Raw genomic sequence first — 19,636 nt, forward strand, 5'->3', positions numbered from 1 at the left:
GGAATAACAAAATGAATAACGTAGTGATTGTTGATTGCCTTCGCACCCCTATGGGACGTTCCAAAGGCGGAGCATTTCGCCACCAGCGAGCTGAAGATCTCTCTGCTCATCTGATGAAAGGGCTGCTAGCAAGAAACCCACAAGTTAACCCAAGTGAAATAGAAGACATCTACTGGGGTTGTGTGCAACAAACCCTAGAGCAAGGTTTTAACGTTGCGCGCAACGCTGCGCTGTTAGCAGGTTTGCCAATCGAAATTGGTGCTGTGACAGTTAACCGCTTATGTGGTTCATCGATGCAAGCACTGCATGACGCCGCTCGCTCTATCATGGTAGGTGACGCTGAGATCTGCTTAGTGGGCGGTGTAGAGCACATGGGCCATGTACCGATGAACCATGGAGTGGATTTCCACCCAGGACTATCAAAGAACGTAGCAAAAGCAGCGGGTATGATGGGTTTAACCGCTGAAATGCTGGGTAAAGTGCACGGTATTAGCCGCGAACAACAAGATGCATTTGCTGCTCGTTCACATCAAAGAGCTTATGCCGCGACCGTTGAAGGAAGATTCAAAAATGAAATTCTACCAACAGAGGCACACGCTGAAGATGGTACGCTGTTTACCCTTGATTACGATGAAGTGATTCGTCCTGAAACGACCGCTGAAGGCTTATCAGCCCTTCGCCCAGCCTTTGACCCAGTTAATGGTACAGTAACCGCGGGATCTTCTTCTGCACTTTCTGATGGCGCTTCAGCAATGCTGATCATGAGTGAAGCAAAAGCGCTGGAGTTAGGACTGACTATTCGCGCCAAAGTGAAATCAATGGCTATTGCAGGTTGCGATCCATCTATCATGGGTTATGGTCCGGTACCAGCAACCCACAAAGCACTAAAACGCGCAGGCCTGTCAATGGAAGACATTGATGTGATTGAACTGAACGAAGCTTTTGCAGCTCAGTCTCTGCCTTGTGCCAAAGACTTAGGTTTGTTGGATAAAATGGATGAGAAGGTAAACCTTAATGGCGGCGCAATAGCGCTAGGCCACCCATTAGGCTGTTCCGGTACTCGCATTTCAACCACGCTGATTAACCTGATGGAAGCGAAGCAGGCGAAATACGGTCTAGCGACGATGTGTATTGGCTTAGGGCAAGGTATCGCCACAATTTTCGAGCGTCCATAACATCCAATCATGTTTCGTCTTTAAATAGCATTAAAAAAGCCAGCATTTAGCTGGCTTTTCTTTTTATTTTTTCTTGGTCGGACGTTGCCAACCTGAAATTTTCTTCTCTTTAGCGCGAGTGATCACTAACTCACCTTCCGCGACATTTTTAGTTAATGTGGTACCGGCACCGATTGTCGCTCCGTTAGCGATAGTGACAGGAGCCACCAGCTGGCAATCCGAGCCTACAAATACATCATCGCCAATGATAGTCTTAAACTTATTTGCACCATCATAGTTACAGGTAATCACACCAGCACCCACGTTAACACGCTGACCAATTTCAGCATCACCAATGTAAGTTAAATGGTTGGCTTTAGAACCTTCACCAATGCGTGCATTTTTCACTTCAACAAAGTTACCAACGTGGGCATCGTTACGCAGATCTGCGCCAGGACGAAGACGAGTAAATGGACCAACGGTACAATCTTCACCGACACTCGCTCCTTCAATGACGCTGTAAGGGCGAATCACTGTATTGTCGTCGATTTCACAGTCTTTAAGAATACAACCCGCACCGATGATAACGTTATCGCCAATCGATACTGTACCTTCAATAACAACGTTAACGTCAATCTCGACATCCATGCCACATTGCAGTTCGCCACGTAGATCAAAACGAGATGGATCGCGCAGCATCACACCTTGCTCTAATAGACGATTTGCCTGACGAGTTTGGAAAGCACGCTCTAGACGAGCCAGTTGAATACGATCGTTAACCCCTTCCACTTCAATAGCACTTGAAGGATGTACTGCTTCAACTGCTCGACCTTCTTCGTGAGCCGCAGCGATAACGTCAGTCAGATAGTACTCACCTTGGGCATTATTATTATTTAAACCTGACAACCAACGTTTTAGGTCACGCCCTGTCGCCACCATTACACCTGTATTCACTTCTTTGATGAGTTTCTGCTCTTCAGTAGCATCTTTCTGCTCAACAATCGCGACCACAGGACCATGTTTACGTACGATACGTCCATAGCCTGTTGGATTTTTCAGTATTACGGTTAACAGAGCAATGCCGTCATTTGGTTGAGCATCCAATAGACTTTCAATGGTTTCCTCAGAGATCAATGGAACATCACCGTATAAAACGAGGATCTTCTCATCATCCTGAAATTGTGGAGAAGCCTGATCAACCGCATGACCTGTCCCCAATTGCTCCGCTTGCAACACCCAATTGACGTTTTCTTCTGCCAAAGCTTGCTTCATTTGATCGCCGCCATGGCCGTAAACCAAGTGGATATTTTGTGCACCTAAGCTGTTACACGTATCAATCACGTGTTTCACCATCGGCTTTCCGGCAAGAGTATGAAGAACTTTTGGCATATTAGAATGCATGCGAGTACCTTTACCCGCAGCGAGAATTACAGCGCTAAATTTCATTTTAAGCCTATATATTGATAACCAACTGATTGTATTTTAGCGGCTTAGAACAAGGGTGTTAATCGTTTGAGATGAGTTTCGCAAAAATAAAGCAAAAAAGGCGACCAATGGTCGCCTTTTCATAAAACGTGTTAATAAAAATTAACGACGTTTCTTAGTCAGCTCAATTACTCGTAGCTGAGCAATGGCTTTAGCCAGTTCACTGGCCGCTTGTGCGAAGTCCATATCGCCATGCTGATTCTGGATTTTCTCCTCAGCGCGACGTTTGGCTTCTTGAGCCTTGGCTGTATCTAGATCTTCACCACGAATTGCTGTATCAGCCAGTACAGTCGCTGTACCAGGTTGAATTTCAACAATACCACCAGAAACATAAATAATTTCTTCGTGGCCGTGTTGTTTCACTATACGCACCATACCAGGCTTAATAGCGGTCAGCAGCGGTGTGTGACCATGGAAAATACCAAGTTCACCTTCGCTACCGGTCACCTGAAACGTTTCAACACGACCTGAGAAGATTTTCTTCTCTGCGCTTACAACGTCTAGATGAAAGGTTATTGCTGCCATATCGCCTCCTAGTTAGCCTTATAGCTTCTTCGCATTCTCGATAGCTTCGTCGATAGTACCGCAGTACATAAACGCTTGCTCTGGAATGTCGTCGTAGTCACCAGCTAGTAGACCTTTAAAGCCACGTAGTGTTTCTTTAAGAGGAACGTATACACCAGGGTCACCAGTAAATACTTCCGCTACGTGGTAAGGTTGAGTTAGGAAACGCTCAATCTTACGTGCACGAGATACAACTTGCTTATCGCCTTCAGAAAGCTCGTCCATACCTAGGATCGCAATGATGTCTTTCAGCTCTTTATAACGCTGAAGCGTTTGCTGAACACCACGTGCAACATCATAGTGCTCTTGACCAACAACCAATGGATCTAGCTGACGTGAAGTCGAATCTAGTGGGTCGATCGCTGGGTATAGACCCATAGCTGCGATGTTACGGTTAAGTACAACTGTTGCGTCCAAGTGTGCGAACGTTGTTGCTGGAGATGGGTCAGTCAAGTCATCCGCAGGTACGTATACCGCCTGTACAGACGTGATAGAACCTTGACGAGTTGAAGTGATACGTTCTTGAAGAACACCCATTTCTTCAGCAAGAGTAGGTTGGTAACCTACTGCAGAAGGCATACGACCTAGCAGTGCTGAAACCTCTGTCCCTGCAAGTGTGTAACGATAGATGTTATCGATAAACAGCAGTACGTCACGGCCTTCATCACGGAATTTCTCAGCCATAGTCAAACCAGTCAGTGCAACACGTAGACGGTTACCTGGTGGCTCGTTCATTTGGCCGTAAACCATTGCTACTTTCGATTTCTCAGGTTCGTTGATGTTTACAACACCCGCTTCCTGCATCTCGTAGTAGAAGTCGTTACCTTCACGAGTACGTTCACCAACACCCGCGAATACTGATAGACCAGAGTGTTGTAGTGCGATGTTGTTGATAAGTTCCATCATGTTAACGGTCTTACCTACACCTGCACCACCGAATAGACCGATCTTACCACCCTTAGCGAATGGACAAATCAAGTCGATTACTTTTACACCTGTTTCTAGAAGAGCTGTCTCGTTTGATTGCTCTTCGTAGCTTGGCGCTGCACGGTGGATAGAGTAAAGCTCTTCCGCACCGATTTCACCACGCTCGTCAATCGCATCACCAAGTACGTTCATGATACGACCTAGTGTCTTAGTACCTACTGGTACTGAGATTGGAGCGCCAGTGTTTTCAACTGCCAAACCGCGACGTAAACCATCAGAGCTACCCATAACGATTGCGCGAATTACGCCACCGCCAAGCTGTTGCTGAACTTCAAGAACTAGACGCTCTTTAGAATCCACAACGTTCAGAGCATCGTAAACACTAGGTACTTCGCTCTGTGGGAACTCTACGTCGACTACCGCACCAATGATCTGTACGATCTTACCTGTAGCCATCGTTAATCCTCTAAACTGTTTGTTTTACCTAAGCTTAAACCGCTGCCGCACCAGAAACGATTTCCGATAGTTCTTGTGTGATCGCAGCCTGACGGGCTTTGTTATACACAAGTTCTAAATCTTCAATCAAGTTAGTTGCGTTATCAGTTGCAGCCTTCATCGCAATCATTCGAGCCGCTTGCTCACAAGCAAGGTTCTCAACTACACCTTGATAAACCTGAGACTCTACGTAACGCACAAGAAGCGTATCCAGTAGAGGTTTTGGTTCAGGCTCGTAGATGTAGTCCCATGAATGCGGACGCTGCATCTCTTCGCTTTCCGATTTAGGCAAAGGTAGCAATTGATCGATCGTTGGTTGCTGAACCATGGTGTTTACAAACTCGTTGTAAACCACATATAGACGGTCCAATTCACCTTCATCGTATTTTTTCAACATTACGCCAACAGAACCGATCAGGTCTTCCAAGCTTGGTGAGTCACCAAGACCAGAAACCTGAGCGACGACTTTTGCGCCACTGTTGTTAAAGAAAGCCGTTGCTTTAGAGCCGATTACCGCTAGCTCAATGTCAGCACCTTTTGCTTTCCAAGCTTGCATATCTGTTACAGCTTTTTTGAACACGTTAATGTTCAAGCCGCCACACAAGCCACGATCTGTAGAAACGATGATATAACCAACACGTTTAGCTTCACGCTCAGCTAGGTACGGATGACGGTACTCTAGATTTGCGTTAGCCACATGACCGATCACTTTACGCATTGTTTCAGCGTATGGACGAGAAGCTTCCATTGCGTCTTGAGAGCGACGCATTTTTGAAGCTGCTACCATTTCCATCGCTTTCGTAATTTTCTGCGTGCTTTTAACACTACCGATTTTATTACGTATCTCTTTTGCGCCGGCCATCGTTACTCTCCATTAGTTGGTGGCAGAGACTGCCACCGACTTATTACCAAGTTTGGGTTGCTTTAAAATCGTCTGCTAGCTTCTTAAGCTGAGCTTCGATCTCATCGTTGTAAGCACCCGTCTTGTCGATCTCAGCTGCAAAATCTGCGTACTGAGCGCGAGCATACGATAGTAGAGCCGCCTCAAAATCTAGAACTTTTGACAGTTCTACATCTTTTAGGTAGCCACGCTCTGCTGCAAAGATAGTTAGAGCTTGGTCAAACACTGACATTGGAGCATATTGTTTCTGCTTCATCAGTTCAGTAACTTTTTGACCGTGGTCTAACTGACGCTTAGTCGCTTCATCAAGATCAGAAGAGAACTGAGCGAAAGCCGCTAGTTCGCGGTATGCAGCTAGTGCTGTACGGATACCACCTGATAGTTTCTTGATGATCTTCGTTTGCGCAGAACCACCTACACGAGATACTGAGATACCTGGGTCAACCGCTGGGCGAACACCCGCGTTGAATAGCTCAGTTTGTAGGAAGATCTGACCGTCGGTAATAGAGATTACGTTTGTCGGTACGAATGCTGAAACGTCACCAGCTTGTGTTTCGATGATAGGTAGTGCAGTTAAAGAACCTGTCTTACCTTTCACTTCACCGTTAGTGAAACGTTCTACGTATTCTTCGTTTACACGAGCAGCACGCTCTAGTAGACGAGAGTGGAGGTAGAAAACGTCACCCGGGAATGCTTCACGGCCTGGTGGGCGTTTTAGTAGTAGAGAGATCTGACGGTAAGCTACCGCTTGTTTAGATAGATCATCATAAACAATTAGTGCGTCTTCACCGCGATCACGGAAGTATTCACCCATCGCACAACCTGCGTATGGCGCTAGGTATTGTAGCGCTGCAGATTCAGAAGCAGATGCAACCACAACGATAGTGTTCGATAGTGCGCCATGCTCTTCTAGTTTGCGAACTACGTTTGCGATAGTCGATGCTTTCTGACCGATTGCTACGTAGATAGAGAAAATACCAGAGTTTTTCTGGTTGATGATTGCATCGATCGCCATCGCTGTTTTACCAGTTTGACGGTCACCGATGATAAGCTCACGCTGACCACGACCGATTGGGATCATTGAGTCAACTGACTTATAACCAGTTTGTACAGGTTGATCTACCGATTTACGGTCGATTACGCCTGGTGCAATCACTTCTACAGGTGAAGTTAATTTAGCTTCGATTGGGCCTTTACCATCGATAGGCTCACCTAGTGTATTCACTACGCGACCTAGTAGTTCTGGACCAACTGGTACTTCAAGAATGCGACCAGTACCTGTAACTTTCATGCCTTCCTTAAGGTCAGCATATGGGCCCATTACAACCGCACCCACTGAGTCACGCTCAAGGTTAAGTGCTAGTGCATAACGACCGCCCGGTAATTCAATCATTTCACCTTGCATCACGTCCGCAAGGCCATGAATACGGATAATACCATCGCTTACCGATACGATAGTACCTTCATTGCGAGCTTCACTAACAACGTTGAATGATTCAATACGCTGTTTAATTAGATCGCTAATTTCCGTGGAATTAAGTTGCATGCTCCAATCCCCATCAAGATTGCAAGGCATCGCTCAGGCGGTTCAAACGACCACGCGCTGAGTTATCGATGACAAGATCTCCGGCTCGAATTACGACCCCACCAAGTAAGGTCTCATCTACACTGCAATTCAGCTGAACTTTACGTTCTAGACGCTGCTCCAGTTTGTTACTGATATCTGAAAGTTGTTGTTCAGAAAGTTCGGTTGCTGAAATAACTTCAACATCGATATTCTTCTCATACTCTTTCTTAAGAGCAACGAATTGCTCAAAAACATCAGGAATAGCTCGTAAACGGCCATTCTCAGCCATTACCTTAATTAGGTTCTGACCAAATTCATCAAACTGTTCGCCACAAATTGCGATAAAAATTTCTGCAAGTTTCTCAGCAGAAGCAGAACTGGTTAACAGTTCTTTCATTTGCTCGTTATTTGTAACTTCGGCAGCGAAAGCTAACATCTCACCCCATTGAGTCAGTTGTTGCTTTTCTACCGCAAAGTCAAAAGCTGCTTTAGCGTAGGGGCGAGCAATAGTAGTCAAATCAGACATTCGCGCCCCCAGACTTAAAGTTTTGCAGTAATGTTGTCGAGAATATCTTTGTGTGCATCTTTATCGATAGCACGCTCAAGAATTTTCTCAGCACCAGCAATTGCCAGAGTTGCAACTTGTTTGCGCAGCTCATCGCGGGCACGATTACGTTCAGCTTCAACTTCTGATGCTGCTTGAGCTAGGATTTTCTGGCGTTCTGCCTGAGCTTCCTCGCGAGCTTCATCTAGAATTTGAGCTTTGCGTTTATTCGCTTGCTCGATGACCTCTGTTGCTGTGCGCTTCGCTTCTTTCAAAGAATCTGAAGCGTTGGCTTGTGCTAGATCTAAATCTTTTTTTGCACGCTCAGCGGCTTGTAGACCATCAGCAATTTTCTTCTGACGTTCTTCAATCGCTTGCATGATTGGTGGCCATACATACTTCATGCAGAACCACACAAACAGTGCGAATGACAGAGCTTGACCTAGCAGAGTTGCGTTCATATTCACAACAGCTACCCCTCTATATGGACTTAGTATTAATCAATGGCAAACCGATAAAGGCTTGCCTCTGGCAAAACGTGATTAACCTAGTTGACCAACAAATGGGTTCGCGAATGTAAATAGAAGTGCGATTACGATACCGATCATTGGAACCGCATCCAGTAGACCCGCGATGATGAACATCTTAACTTGTAGCATAGGAGCCATTTCTGGTTGACGAGCTGCACCTTCAAGGAATTTACCACCTAGAAGTGCGAAACCAATCGCTGTACCAAGAGAAGCAAGACCGACGATGATACCTACGGCGATTGCAGAAAAGCTCAGTAAAGTTTCCATTACTATCTCCAATTATAGTTGTTGGCTAATTGTGCCCAAATAAAAGCTATTATATTAATGATCACTATCTTCGTGTGCCATTGACAGATAAACGATAGTCAACATCATGAACACGAAAGATTGAATCAGAATTACCAGAATATGGAAAATTGCCCACGGTAGTGAACCCATCCATTGTAGCCACCATGGTAGCATTGCTGCGATAAGAATAAATACAACCTCACCTGCGAACATGTTACCGAATAGACGCATACCAAGTGATAGAGGTTTAGCTAATAGCGATACCACTTCAATTAGTAGGTTAAACGGAATCATCACAGGGTGATTAAATGGATGTAATGCTAATTCTTTCGCAAAACCACCCAGACCTTTTACTTTAATGCTGTAGTAAATCATTAAAGCAAATACGCCCAGTGCCATAGCCATGGTGATGTTCACATCAGCCGAAGGAACCACTTTCAAGTAAGGGATACCTAGCCAATGCTGTGCTGGATACGGCAAGAAATCAATTGGAACTAAGTCCATGATGTTCATTAGCAATACCCAACAAAAGATAGTCAGTGCCAACGGTGCTATTAATGGATTGCGTCCATGGAAGGTGTCTTTGACGTTGGTATCGACAAATTCAACCACTATTTCAACAAAACACTGTAGCTTGCCCGGTACACCCGCTGTCGCCTTCTTCGCTACAGAACGGAAAATCCAAAGGAAAATCAATCCAGTAAACAAAGAAAAAAACAGGCTATCGATATGTACGTTCCAGAAACTTGTTTCCGCCTCAACTAAACCTAACTTGTAAAGAGAAAGGTTAGATAAGTGGTGTTCAATGTATCCGGACGATGTTAGCGCTTCACCATGCGCAGCCATAACTCATCCTATTTTTTGTTGTTAATGAATAGCACTGGCGCACAGATATTAATACCTAGAGCCAGCAAATAGGTTAGTTTCAGGGGAACAAGTTCCACCTGCATATACATGTAAGCGACAGAGAATAAAACTACTGTAATGAGGATTTTAAGAGCTTCACCAGTGTAGAAAGAGACCGCGATACGCTTTGCAGCGCGAGCTCCACTAAACATAAAAGCACACAGCGCAAAAACCGCATTGGCAAAGACACAAATGCCTCCCCCAATCAGCGCTGAAATTCCCCAATCAGCATTTACAGCAATCGCCATCCCTGCTGCCACAACCATAACCGCGCCGGACTGGATCATTAACAATTGCTTTGCAAGCTCTCGTCCTGGCCTAGCCAACGCAGCTACCATGTATTCGTACCTCTAGTTACATTCTCAACACATAAATAAAACTTGGTGTTGAGAAATTGGCGAAAATTATACGAAGGCGCAAAACTAATGCAACGTAAATACAATCTTATGTTACATTTTTGTATGCTAACCAACATTTTTCACACAAAATTCTTTTTTCTCAAATATGTGACGCGAGTCGATTATGTCACTTAGGCTTGTAACTTTGCAACCAATTGCTCTAGTTTCTGGGGTTCATCGAGGCTAATAGTCACCTTAGATTTTCCATTTTTGGAACGAACAATTGACACTTTTGCCCCTAAATTTTCACTCAGTCTTTGTGACATTTGTTGTACTTCTACGTCTTCAAGCACATTTTTTTCCTCAGATACCTCTGAGAGACACTTTTTAACTAATTGCTCTGTTTGTCTGACGGTTAATTGCTTCTTAGCAATACGCTCTGCAATCTCTTCTTGCTGCTCACCTTCCAGCATTAACAGCGCACGCGCATGGCCCATCTCCAGCTGCCTAAGTGCAACCAATTGCTTAACTTTATCAGTTAACTGGTTAAGACGGAGTAAATTACTTACCGTCGTACGAGATTTACCAATAACATCTGCGACTTGTTGATGAGTAAGTTTAAATTCATCCTGCAGACGCTCTAAAGCCTGAGCTTCTTCAATCGCGTTAAGATCTTCACGTTGAATATTTTCGATCAATGCCATAGCGATCGCAGCTCGATCCTCTACAGGCTTGATCAAACAAGGTACTTGTTTTAAACCGGCTTGTTTTGCCGCTCTCCAACGACGTTCACCCGCAATAATCTCGTAACCACCGGTGTTAATTGGACGTACTACGATTGGCTGAATAATACCTTGAGACTGGATGGACGCGGACAGCTCTTCCAAAGCTTCAGGAGACATATCTTTACGGGGTTGGTAAATACCCGGTCTTAAGCTGGTAATCGCGATATCTTGTAATTCACCATCAGAAGACATCTCTTGACTGTGTGATGCGACTTGTTGCTTTTCACGAGCAAGAGAACTGGTTGCCAATAACGCATCCAATCCTTTTCCTAAACCACGTTTAGACGACATGTAAACGAATTCCTTTAATCTGTGTTAGGCGATAACTTCTTCGCGACGAAGCATTTCTCCAGCTAAAGCTAAATAAGCTTTTGAGCCAGCAGAATATTTATCGTAATACATGGCTGGTTTACCATGACTTGGCGCTTCAGCGAGACGAACATTACGAGGAATAACGGTACGATAGACTTTGTTACCAAAGTGTTTTTTCAACTGATCCGAAACTTCATTCGCTAATCTGTTACGTGGGTCGTACATAGTGCGAAGCAAGCCTTCGATTTTCAATTTGTCGTTCACTACTGCAGCGAGTTTGCTGATAGTGTCCATTAACGCTGTTAAACCTTCTAATGCGAAATACTCACATTGCATTGGCACTAACACAGAGTCTGCAGCGGCCATCGCGTTGATTGTAAGGAGGTTTAAAGAAGGAGGACAATCGATAAAGATGAAATCATAGTTATCGCGAACTGCAGCTAAAGCGTTCTTTAGACGGACTTCACGAGCAAAAACTTCCATCAATTTGATTTCTGCAGCCGTGACATCGCCATTGGCAGCGATTAAATCATAGTGACCGGCAGTATTGCGGCATACCACATCTTCAAATGGCGCTTCTTCCACCAAAAATTCGTAAGCGGTAGCGTCGACTTGGTATTTGTCTACACCACTTGCCATCGTGGCGTTCCCTTGAGGGTCAAGATCGATGACCAGTACTTTACGTTTAGTTGCCGCCATTGAGGCTGCTAAGTTAACACAAGTTGTTGTTTTACCTACGCCACCTTTCTGGTTGGCGATCGCTACGATTTTACCCACGGTATGCCTCGCTGTTATCCCTTACGGGATAAGATTACAAGATGACGCTCGCCTTCTAACTCTGGAACTTTCAAAGCTTTGACATCGGTCACAGAACACCACTCAGGTAACAGACTTATTTCTTCCTGGGGTAGTTGTCCTTTGAGGGCAAAAAACACACCTGAATTAGCACGAGGTAAGTGTTGGCACCACTCAACCATATCTGACATCGAAGCAAAAGCACGACTCAAGACAGCATCAAACCCACCTTCAGGGTCGTATTCTTCAACACGACTCTGAACAGCAGTGACGTTAGTAATGCCAAGTTCGTGAAGAACTTGCTTAATGAAGCGAATGCGCTTACCCAAGCTATCTAATAAAACAAAATTCTTATCAGGATTCATGATAGCCAGAGGAATACCTGGCAACCCAGGCCCCGTTCCAACGTCGATGAAGCGCTCACCGTTAAGGTAAGGGCTCACCACAATACTATCAAGGATATGTTTCACTAACATATCTGCTGGATCTCTTACCGATGTAAGATTATACGCTTTGTTCCACTTGTTCAGCAGTTCAACATAACCAAGCAATTGCTGACGTTGCTTATCTGAAACGTCTAAGTCTGTTTTGGCGATTAACGAATCTAATTTCGCACGTAAATCCATTAAGCCGCCTCTCCTTTCTTCAATATGCCTTGTTTTTTCAAGTGTACCAACAAGATTGAAATAGCGGCAGGAGTAATACCAGAGATACGAGATGCAATGCCTACCGTTTCCGGCTTAGCAGCATTAAGCTTCAAGACTACCTCGTTCGATAGACCTTTTACTTGCTTGTAATCAAGATCTGCTGGCAATTTAGTATTTTCATGGCGCAAAGATTTCTCGATCTCGTCTTTTTGACGCTCGATATAACCTTCGTATTTCACTTGAATTTCAACTTGCTCAGCCGCTTCAGCGTCTTCTAGCGCAGGGCCAAATTCAGGTAGAGAAACAAGTGCATCGTAATCTACTTCTGGGCGACGTAGCAGATCTTCACCGCTTGCTTCACGTGACATTGGTGTTTTAAGAAGCGCATTGAGAGCGTCGATACCTTTCGAGTTTGGATTCATCCAAGTCTCTTTTAGGCGTTGACGTTCTTTTTCCATATTGTCGATCTTCTGATTGAAACGAGCCCAACGCTCATCACAAACAAGACCTAATTCACGCGCTTTTTCCGTTAAACGAAGATCAGCATTATCTTCACGCAGCAATAAACGATATTCAGCACGAGAAGTAAACATACGGTATGGTTCTTTGGTACCCATGGTTGATAGATCATCGATCAACACGCCCATATACGCTTGATCGCGACGTGGACTCCAACCGTCTTTACCTTGGCTGTACAAACTTGCGTTCAAACCTGCCATCAAACCTTGTGCAGCCGCTTCTTCGTAACCAGTTGTACCGTTAATTTGGCCAGCAAAGAACAAACCTTGGATAAACTTAGTTTCGTAAGTCTGTTTCAAATCACGAGGGTCAAAGAAATCATACTCAATAGCATAACCAGGACGAACAATATGTGCGTTCTCGAAGCCTTTCATTGAACGGACAATCTTAACTTGCACGTCAAATGGTAGGCTGGTGGAGATACCATTTGGATAAAGTTCGGTGGTATTCAAACCTTCTGGCTCAATAAAGATCTGGTGGCTGTTTTTATCAGCAAAACGCATCACCTTATCTTCGATAGATGGGCAGTAGCGTGGACCAATCCCTTCAATCACACCAGCATACATTGGGCTGCGATCGAGATTCGAACGAATCACATCGTGAGTTTGTTCATTGGTGTGTGTGATGTAACACGGAATTTGACGCGGATGTTGTTCGCGCTTACCCATGAATGAGAAAACAGGTGTTGGATTATCACCGTGCTGAACTTCAAGCACAGAAAAATCGACACTGTTTGCATCAATACGTGGTGGTGTACCTGTTTTCAGTCGATCAACACGGAACGGTAATTCGCGTAGTCGATCGGCAAGCGCGATCGATGGTGGATCGCCTGCGCGGCCCCCAGAGAAGTTTTCCATACCAATATGGATCTTTCCGCCTAGGAAGGTACCAACGGTCAACACAACCGATTTAGAGCGGAATTTAACGCCCATTTGAGTCACAACACCCTGAACTTGATCGTTTTCAACGATAAGATCATCTGCCGCTTGTTGGAAAAGGGTCAGATTGGGTGTGTTTTCTAACGTATGACGAACATAAGCTTTGTATAAAGCTCGGTCAGCTTGCGCGCGTGTTGCACGAACTGCAGGGCCTTTCGAAGCATTCAGCGTTCTAAACTGAATACCTGCATGGTCAATAGCTTGCGCCATTAAACCACCCATTGCATCTACTTCTTTAACTAAGTGGCCTTTACCAATGCCACCGATCGCTGGGTTACAAGACATCTGTCCTAGCGTGTCAATATTGTGTGTTAGAAGTAACGTACGTTGTCCTGTACGTGCGGCTGCGAGAGCGGCTTCCGTTCCTGCGTGACCGCCACCAACCACAATGACGTCAAATGTTTCGTGATAAAGCATGAACGACCTCAGGTATTCAATGAGATTAAGAGTTAAACAAAAGAGGCGTATTCTACCTTCTTTCCTAAGTCTAGAAAATCGCTTTTCTATATTTTCCTGTCACTACGGTTAACTAAAATATATAAGATCTTTATATAGAGATCTTTTATTGTTCTTACTATTAGGATCGACGAACTCTGTGGATAAGTGGAAAATGATCAATAAGATCATGGATCTTTTACGGATCAGAACTTGTGATCTACACACGATCTAATTGCGTATTAGCTGGGATCAAAATTAGTACTTATGCACAGCACCTGAAAGTGATCAAAGTTATTATTTGGATAACTATAGGTTGATCACCGGATAAATATATACTTATCCACAGATGGTTTGGCTAAATTAGCATCAGACTTTAATAAATAATTGGTTATCTTGTCGTCTATTTTTCTAGAAAGACAAAAAAAGCAGCGTTACCGCTGCTTATTGAATGGATGTTTTACCGTGACTTAAAGCTGGTGGATGACACTGTGTAGCCACTCTTCGGCCGCATCTTCAGGAACCGGATGCTGTTGAATATCAATAGTAAAGCACTCCGATACAGGTGTTGCACCGATATCTTCAAGTAGTGCATGAGCATGTTTTCCTGCTGCACAGAAGGTGTCATAACTAGAATCACCAATCGCAATGACCGCAAATTTCAAGTTACTGGTTTTAGGTGGTGTGTCTTGTAATGCTGCGATAAATGGCTGAATGTTATCCGGATAATCACCTGCACCGTGAGTTGATGTGACAATTAACCAGGTACCTTCCGCTGGAATGTCTTCAAATGCTGGTTGATTATGGATCGTCGTTGCCAGTGACTGCTCTTGAAGCAAGTCACTCAGATGATCACCCACGTATTCTGCACCACCTAGGGTGCTACCTGTAATTATATGGATCATAGCGCTCCGCTTTATTTACTAATACCGTTTATTTACCGATACAGAAAGATGAAAAGATTCGGCCCAATAGATCGTCAGAGCTGAATTCACCCGTAATTTCATTTAAATGCTGCTGAGTAATACGCAGCTCTTCTGCTAAGATTTCACCTGCCATGTAGCCTTCTAATTGTTGCTGGCCTATGTCTAGGTGCTCTGCCGCTCTTTCAAGGGCATCTAGGTGGCGACGACGCGCCATAAAGCCGCCTTCTTGGTTGCCAGAGAAACCCATGCACTCTTTTAAGTGAGTGCGTAGTGCTTCAACACCTTCACCTGTTTTCGCTGAAAGACGGATCAAGGTTGGGGTACTCACATGGCAAATACCCAGCGTTTCACCAGTTTGATCCACTTTGTTACGAATCACCGTCATCCCCATATTGTTAGGTAGACGATCAACAAAGTCTGGCCAAATATCTTCTGGGTTGGTTGCATCTGTTGTTGTCCCATCCACCATGAAAAGCACGCGGTCAGCTTGTTTTATTTCATCCCAGGCACGTTCGATACCAATCTTTTCAACTTCATCTGAAGCATCACGAAGGCCTGCTGTATCAATGATGTGCAGTGGCATGCCATCGATATGAATGTGCTCGCGCAGCACATCACGAGTGGTACCAGCTATATCGGTAACAATCGCGGATTCCTTACCTGACAGGGCATTCAACAGGCTTGACTTACCTGCATTAGGGCGACCTGCTATCACCACTTTCATCCCTTCACGTAAAATAGCTCCTTGATTGGCTTCTTTACGTACAGCATTGAGGTTGTCGATGATCGCTTGTAGATCGGTAGCAACCTTACCATCGGCTAAGAAATCAATTTCTTCCTCTGGGAAATCAATCGCTGCCTCTACATAGATACGTAAGTGGATCAGCGATTCCACCAGCGTATTTATACGTTGTGAGAACTGTCCTTGCAGCGATTGAAGGGCTGACTTTGCTGCCTGTTCCGAACTAGCATCGATTAAGTCTGCAATCGCCTCTGCTTGGGTTAAGTCCATTTTATCATTAAGGAATGCTCGTTCTGAAAATTCTCCCGGACGCGCAGGGCGAACACCGGAGACTTTCAAAATTCGCTTAATCAGCATATCCATCACCACAGGGCCACCGTGACCTTGCAGTTCCAATACATCTTCACCGGTAAATGAGTGTGGATTAGGGAAGTACAGGGCAATACCTTGGTCCAATTCAAGACCATTTTCATCTTTGAACGGCAAGTATTCCGCGTAGCGCGGCTTTAGTGTACGTCCTGTTACTTCCAAAGCTACCTGAGCTGCAAGAGGGCCTGAGACGCGGATAATACCGACTCCGCCTCGTCCTGGCGCTGTTGCCTGAGCAACAATAGTGTCTTGAGAAGCAAGGCTACTTTGGAAAATAGTGGTATCAGTCGTCATAACGGTTGTTACCTAAATACATAAGAATTAGCGTCATTGTAATCAGCAACAAACAAAAAGGCGACCTTTTGGCCGCCTTTGCTATTCATCATCGATTACTTACTTGGAGTGTAAGCCTTTCTTCTCCAGCGCTTTGTAAATCAAAGTTTGCTGAATCAGAGTCACGATGTTCGATACCAACCAGTAAAGAACCAGACCTGAAGGGAAGAACAGGAAGAAGAATGTGAACATTACTGGCATGAAAGTCATGATCTTTTGTTGCATAGGATCAGTAACTGTCGTTGGGCTCATCTTCTGGATCATAAACATACTTGCACCCATCAGGATCGGTAGGATGTAGTATGGGTCTTGTGCAGACAAGTCATGAATCCAACCAAAGAATGGTGAATGACGTAGCTCAACAGATTCCATTAGTGCCCAGTATAGCGAGATGAAAATTGGCATCTGTAGGAAGATTGGTAAACAGCCACCAAGTGGGTTTACTTTCTCTTTCTTGTACAGTTCCATCATCTCTTGGCTCATACGTTGACGGTCGTCGCCAATACGCTCACGCATTGCTTGCAGTTTAGGTTGCAGCATGCGCATTTTCGCCATTGATGTGTATTGTGCTTTCGTCAGTGGGTACATAGCACCACGAACGATAAATGTTAGACACATGATTGCTAGACCCCAGTTCACTACGATGCCTTGAATGAACGAAAGCAGTGAGTGTAGAGGTTTTGCAATGAACCATAACCAACCGTAGTCCACTACTAGGTCAAGACTTGGCGCAACAGCTGCCATTTCGTCTTGAAGTTTTGGACCAACCCATAGTGTTGATTTGAAGGTTTCTTGAGTACCATCTGCCAATGTTTTATTTGGCATACGAATACCGATATCACCTAAGTTACCGATAATACGTGAATAGATGTTAGTACCTGCTTCATTACGTGGAATCCACGCTGTCGCGAAGTAGTGTTGGATCATCGCTGCCCAACCAGTACCGTTTGGTAGGTTGATAGACAGGTTACGATCTTGCATATCGTCGAAGCTGTACTTTTTGTAACGAGTATCTTCACTTGAGTATGCGCCGCCACGGTAAGTTGGCATTGCTAGGCTACCGCCAGAATCTTGTAGATTTTGACGTAGGTGCGCGTACATACCCATAGTTGCGTTGTTACCAGAGTGGTTGACAACGTTGAATTCAACATCAATTGCGTAGCTATCACGTTTGATGATGAAAGTTTTCGTGTACTCGATACCATTTGCTGAATAAGTCATAGGAACACGAAGTTCGTCTTGACCATCTGCCAGCGCGAAGCTGTCAGCATCAACGTGATAATTTGGACGAGTCGTGCTGCTCAAGTCGATACCTTGAGGACCGATCAAGCCACTTTGAGCAATAAATTGATGACCTTGCTCATTTTTAAGTAGTTGGAATGGAGTCTCTGAATCCAGTTCTTCTGCATACTTGTTTAGTTTTGCAGAAACAACATCACCGCCAACTGTGTCGATAGACAGAGTTAGTACATCTGAAGTAACGGTAATCGTTTTTGCAACAGCATTAGTTTGAGGTGGTGCTGGGTCAAACTCATCTGCAAATGATGGTGCAGGTACTGTATTGCCTGATTGAGCCTGTTCAACCACTTGCGGAGCTGGGTTCTTAGCTACTTGCCATTGTTGGAAGAGTAAAAAAGAAACCAGAGCCAAAGCGATTAACAGGATATTACGTTGAGAATCCATCGTTAATTATCTCTGTCGTGTTTTTGGATCGGTGGAACGGGGTCAAACCCGCCTTCATTCAAAGGGTGGCATTTTAATAGACGTTTGCCAGATAACCAACACCCTTTTACAAAACCGTGAACTCTTAGTGCTTCTACAGCATATGACGAACAGGTTGGAGTAAACCGGCAGCGAGGGCCGATAAGCGGACTAATAGTCCATTGGTAAAGTTTTACTAAACCAATGGCTATCCACGTGAAGGGCGAGATAGGCGTTGCCATAACTTTTCGAACAAAGTAAATAGTTCTTCATTGCTCAAATCTTGCGCGCTCTTTTTCGCAATTACAACAAAATCTTTGTTTGGAAGTTTGTGTTGTTGAAGGCGAAAGCTCTCTCTAGATAAACGCTTAAAGCGGTTACGACCAACGGCAGTTTTAATTTGTTTTTTGGGAACAGCTAAACCTAAACGAGGGTGAGAAAGATTATTGTTGCGGGCAATGATTGTGAAATGAGGAGAGCCAGCTCGATGAGCTTGCTGAAAGACGTTTTTATAATGCTCGGGAGTTAACAAGCGTAACTCCCGATTGAATGCGTACGTACTCAAAATAATTTAATGATTATTTTGAAAGGCGCTTACGGCCTTTTGCACGACGTGCATTAATTACTTTACGACCGTTCGCTGTCGCCATACGAGCACGGAAACCGTGAGTACGTTTGCGCTTTAGAACTGTAGGTTGAAAAGTGCGTTTGCTCATTGTAAATACCTTACTGATCAGTAGTTTTTAGGTTTGTTAAACCCGGCGTGGGCCTTGTGTCTTCTCTTTATATAAAGAAAGGACTATCCGACGCCTCTCAACAAAGAGGCGGAATTGTAATCACTGTCACAAAAGGTGTCAATGATTGGGTTTGCCGAAGTCCTGTTCAATTTCTCAAATTAATAAGAAAATGAGGCTTCGGATTTTCCGGTCGGGCGATTATACGGAGTCTCGACAAAATCTCAAGGATCACTGCTGATCGAAATTCGCGATCAGTATGTTATTTAGCTAAGAAGTTGTGGGTTAGAGCATATAACCTGTGGAAAAATGGATCTAATATCCTAGCTGTTAATCAATCGTGCATAAGAAAAGCTTAAATTGTATGCTTTATATGGTGAGTGTTTACTAACTTAATCTGGGATTGAAGTTATTTGAGTATGATTGTGAATAATTTTATGCTTGATGAGCTTGTTTTTCGCTTTTCATGATCATTCAAAGATAAACATCTCCTAGATACGCTTCCTCTATATATAGCGGTAAGTTATCACGGTTAAAGATTGAGACAATTTACGATATTGTCCGATGAAGTTCATAAATTTGGATGGGATCGTCAGTTTTAATTTCTGGGATAACTTACAAATAACTATGGATATGTGGGTAAAAGTGGGGAAGTTTCTGTAGATCTTGGCGATAGGCTAGAAAATATTGTGAATAACTTT

General features: G+C 44.3%; 21 protein-coding genes. 1 reads left to right on the forward strand and 20 read right to left on the reverse strand.

What is annotated here, in order from left to right; all coding sequences use genetic code 11:
* The first annotated feature begins 11 nt into the window (after positions 1–11).
* Positions 12–1,175 carry an acetyl-CoA C-acyltransferase FadA gene (gene fadA / locus G5S32_RS14780; RefSeq protein ID WP_165312664.1) on the forward strand — a complete coding sequence of 388 codons (1,164 nt, stop codon included), beginning with the start codon at positions 12–14 and terminating at the stop codon, positions 1,173–1,175.
* A gap of 63 nt (positions 1,176–1,238) precedes the next feature.
* On the opposite strand, the gene glmU is transcribed toward fadA, so the two are convergent.
* The 20 genes from glmU to rpmH form a co-directional block, all read right to left on the reverse strand.
* Complete coding sequence (glmU, locus tag G5S32_RS14785; protein ID WP_165312665.1) at positions 1,239–2,600, reverse strand: bifunctional UDP-N-acetylglucosamine diphosphorylase/glucosamine-1-phosphate N-acetyltransferase GlmU; 1,362 nt, start codon at positions 2,598–2,600, stop codon at positions 1,239–1,241.
* 141 nt (positions 2,601–2,741) lie between these two features.
* Positions 2,742–3,164, reverse strand: a complete 423-nt coding sequence (locus G5S32_RS14790) for a F0F1 ATP synthase subunit epsilon (RefSeq protein WP_042489563.1) — start codon at positions 3,162–3,164, stop codon at positions 2,742–2,744.
* Between the two features lie 18 nt (positions 3,165–3,182).
* Positions 3,183–4,586, reverse strand: coding sequence for a F0F1 ATP synthase subunit beta (gene atpD, locus G5S32_RS14795; RefSeq protein WP_165312666.1), 1,404 nt, complete (start codon positions 4,584–4,586; stop codon positions 3,183–3,185).
* A gap of 34 nt (positions 4,587–4,620) precedes the next feature.
* Positions 4,621–5,487, reverse strand: coding sequence for a F0F1 ATP synthase subunit gamma (atpG, locus tag G5S32_RS14800; RefSeq protein WP_165312667.1), 867 nt, complete (start codon positions 5,485–5,487; stop codon positions 4,621–4,623).
* Positions 5,488–5,530: 43 nt separating this feature from the next.
* On the reverse strand, positions 5,531–7,072 hold the full coding sequence (gene atpA, locus G5S32_RS14805) for a F0F1 ATP synthase subunit alpha (protein WP_165312668.1): 1,542 nt from the start codon (positions 7,070–7,072) through the stop codon (positions 5,531–5,533).
* Between the two features lie 13 nt (positions 7,073–7,085).
* Positions 7,086–7,619 carry a F0F1 ATP synthase subunit delta gene (atpH, locus tag G5S32_RS14810; protein WP_165312669.1) on the reverse strand — a complete coding sequence of 178 codons (534 nt, stop codon included), beginning with the start codon at positions 7,617–7,619 and terminating at the stop codon, positions 7,086–7,088.
* A gap of 14 nt (positions 7,620–7,633) precedes the next feature.
* On the reverse strand, positions 7,634–8,104 hold the full coding sequence (atpF, locus tag G5S32_RS14815) for a F0F1 ATP synthase subunit B (protein ID WP_165312670.1): 471 nt from the start codon (positions 8,102–8,104) through the stop codon (positions 7,634–7,636).
* 75 nt (positions 8,105–8,179) lie between these two features.
* Entirely contained in the window at positions 8,180–8,434 is a 255-nt protein-coding gene (gene atpE / locus G5S32_RS14820) for a F0F1 ATP synthase subunit C (RefSeq protein WP_002540812.1), read from the reverse strand.
* Between the two features lie 54 nt (positions 8,435–8,488).
* Complete coding sequence (gene atpB / locus G5S32_RS14825; RefSeq protein ID WP_165312671.1) at positions 8,489–9,301, reverse strand: F0F1 ATP synthase subunit A; 813 nt, start codon at positions 9,299–9,301, stop codon at positions 8,489–8,491.
* An 8-nt stretch (positions 9,302–9,309) separates the two neighbouring features.
* On the reverse strand, positions 9,310–9,699 hold the full coding sequence (locus G5S32_RS14830; RefSeq protein WP_165312672.1) for a F0F1 ATP synthase subunit I: 390 nt from the start codon (positions 9,697–9,699) through the stop codon (positions 9,310–9,312).
* A 191-nt stretch (positions 9,700–9,890) separates the two neighbouring features.
* Entirely contained in the window at positions 9,891–10,775 is an 885-nt protein-coding gene (locus G5S32_RS14835) for a ParB/RepB/Spo0J family partition protein (protein ID WP_165312673.1), read from the reverse strand.
* A 24-nt stretch (positions 10,776–10,799) separates the two neighbouring features.
* Positions 10,800–11,573, reverse strand: a complete 774-nt coding sequence (locus G5S32_RS14840; protein ID WP_165312674.1) for a ParA family protein — start codon at positions 11,571–11,573, stop codon at positions 10,800–10,802.
* Positions 11,574–11,587: 14 nt separating this feature from the next.
* Positions 11,588–12,217, reverse strand: a complete 630-nt coding sequence (rsmG, locus tag G5S32_RS14845; protein ID WP_165312675.1) for a 16S rRNA (guanine(527)-N(7))-methyltransferase RsmG — start codon at positions 12,215–12,217, stop codon at positions 11,588–11,590.
* Positions 12,217–14,112: a tRNA uridine-5-carboxymethylaminomethyl(34) synthesis enzyme MnmG gene (mnmG, locus tag G5S32_RS14850; protein ID WP_165312676.1), complete on the reverse strand. Its 1,896-nt coding sequence runs from the start codon at positions 14,110–14,112 to the stop codon at positions 12,217–12,219. The genes rsmG and mnmG overlap by 1 nt, the downstream gene beginning before the upstream one ends.
* 488 nt (positions 14,113–14,600) lie before the next feature.
* Positions 14,601–15,035: an FMN-binding protein MioC gene (gene mioC / locus G5S32_RS14855; RefSeq protein WP_165312677.1), complete on the reverse strand. Its 435-nt coding sequence runs from the start codon at positions 15,033–15,035 to the stop codon at positions 14,601–14,603.
* A gap of 28 nt (positions 15,036–15,063) precedes the next feature.
* A complete protein-coding gene (gene mnmE / locus G5S32_RS14860) occupies positions 15,064–16,461 on the reverse strand; it encodes a tRNA uridine-5-carboxymethylaminomethyl(34) synthesis GTPase MnmE (protein ID WP_165312678.1) in 1,398 nt (465 codons plus the stop codon).
* Between the two features lie 99 nt (positions 16,462–16,560).
* Entirely contained in the window at positions 16,561–18,183 is a 1,623-nt protein-coding gene (gene yidC / locus G5S32_RS14865) for a membrane protein insertase YidC (protein WP_165312679.1), read from the reverse strand.
* A 2-nt stretch (positions 18,184–18,185) separates the two neighbouring features.
* A complete protein-coding gene (gene yidD, locus G5S32_RS14870; protein ID WP_165312680.1) occupies positions 18,186–18,443 on the reverse strand; it encodes a membrane protein insertion efficiency factor YidD in 258 nt (85 codons plus the stop codon).
* Positions 18,410–18,733: a ribonuclease P protein component gene (gene rnpA, locus G5S32_RS14875; RefSeq protein ID WP_246201029.1), complete on the reverse strand. Its 324-nt coding sequence runs from the start codon at positions 18,731–18,733 to the stop codon at positions 18,410–18,412. The genes yidD and rnpA overlap by 34 nt, the downstream gene beginning before the upstream one ends.
* Positions 18,734–18,779: 46 nt before the next feature.
* On the reverse strand, positions 18,780–18,917 hold the full coding sequence (gene rpmH / locus G5S32_RS14880) for a 50S ribosomal protein L34 (protein ID WP_004728723.1): 138 nt from the start codon (positions 18,915–18,917) through the stop codon (positions 18,780–18,782).
* Between the last annotated feature and the right edge of the window lie 719 nt (positions 18,918–19,636).

Source organism: Vibrio ziniensis, assembly GCF_011064285.1.
Lineage (GTDB): Bacteria > Pseudomonadota > Gammaproteobacteria > Enterobacterales > Vibrionaceae > Vibrio > Vibrio ziniensis.

What these genes read in the sequence shown, in the direction of transcription:
- G5S32_RS14790 (WP_042489563.1), bottom strand. Translation starts at nt 3,164, where the DNA reads ATGGCAGCAATAACCTTTCATCTAGACGTTGTAAGCGCAGAGAAGAAA.
- atpD (WP_165312666.1), bottom strand. Translation starts at nt 4,586, where the DNA reads ATGGCTACAGGTAAGATCGTACAGATCATTGGTGCGGTAGTCGACGTA.
- atpH (WP_165312669.1), bottom strand. Translation starts at nt 7,619, where the DNA reads ATGTCTGATTTGACTACTATTGCTCGCCCCTACGCTAAAGCAGCTTTT.
- G5S32_RS14835 (WP_165312673.1), bottom strand. Translation starts at nt 10,775, where the DNA reads ATGTCGTCTAAACGTGGTTTAGGAAAAGGATTGGATGCGTTATTGGCA.
- mnmG (WP_165312676.1), bottom strand. Translation starts at nt 14,112, where the DNA reads ATGCTTTATCACGAAACATTTGACGTCATTGTGGTTGGTGGCGGTCAC.
- mnmE (WP_165312678.1), bottom strand. Translation starts at nt 16,461, where the DNA reads ATGACGACTGATACCACTATTTTCCAAAGTAGCCTTGCTTCTCAAGAC.
- fadA (WP_165312664.1), top strand. Translation starts at nt 12, where the DNA reads ATGAATAACGTAGTGATTGTTGATTGCCTTCGCACCCCTATGGGACGT.
- atpA (WP_165312668.1), bottom strand. Translation starts at nt 7,072, where the DNA reads ATGCAACTTAATTCCACGGAAATTAGCGATCTAATTAAACAGCGTATT.
- atpE (WP_002540812.1), bottom strand. Translation starts at nt 8,434, where the DNA reads ATGGAAACTTTACTGAGCTTTTCTGCAATCGCCGTAGGTATCATCGTC.
- rpmH (WP_004728723.1), bottom strand. Translation starts at nt 18,917, where the DNA reads ATGAGCAAACGCACTTTTCAACCTACAGTTCTAAAGCGCAAACGTACT.
- rsmG (WP_165312675.1), bottom strand. Translation starts at nt 12,217, where the DNA reads ATGGATTTACGTGCGAAATTAGATTCGTTAATCGCCAAAACAGACTTA.
- yidD (WP_165312680.1), bottom strand. Translation starts at nt 18,443, where the DNA reads ATGGCAACGCCTATCTCGCCCTTCACGTGGATAGCCATTGGTTTAGTA.
- yidC (WP_165312679.1), bottom strand. Translation starts at nt 18,183, where the DNA reads ATGGATTCTCAACGTAATATCCTGTTAATCGCTTTGGCTCTGGTTTCT.
- glmU (WP_165312665.1), bottom strand. Translation starts at nt 2,600, where the DNA reads ATGAAATTTAGCGCTGTAATTCTCGCTGCGGGTAAAGGTACTCGCATG.
- mioC (WP_165312677.1), bottom strand. Translation starts at nt 15,035, where the DNA reads ATGATCCATATAATTACAGGTAGCACCCTAGGTGGTGCAGAATACGTG.
- atpG (WP_165312667.1), bottom strand. Translation starts at nt 5,487, where the DNA reads ATGGCCGGCGCAAAAGAGATACGTAATAAAATCGGTAGTGTTAAAAGC.
- G5S32_RS14830 (WP_165312672.1), bottom strand. Translation starts at nt 9,699, where the DNA reads ATGGTAGCTGCGTTGGCTAGGCCAGGACGAGAGCTTGCAAAGCAATTG.
- atpB (WP_165312671.1), bottom strand. Translation starts at nt 9,301, where the DNA reads ATGGCTGCGCATGGTGAAGCGCTAACATCGTCCGGATACATTGAACAC.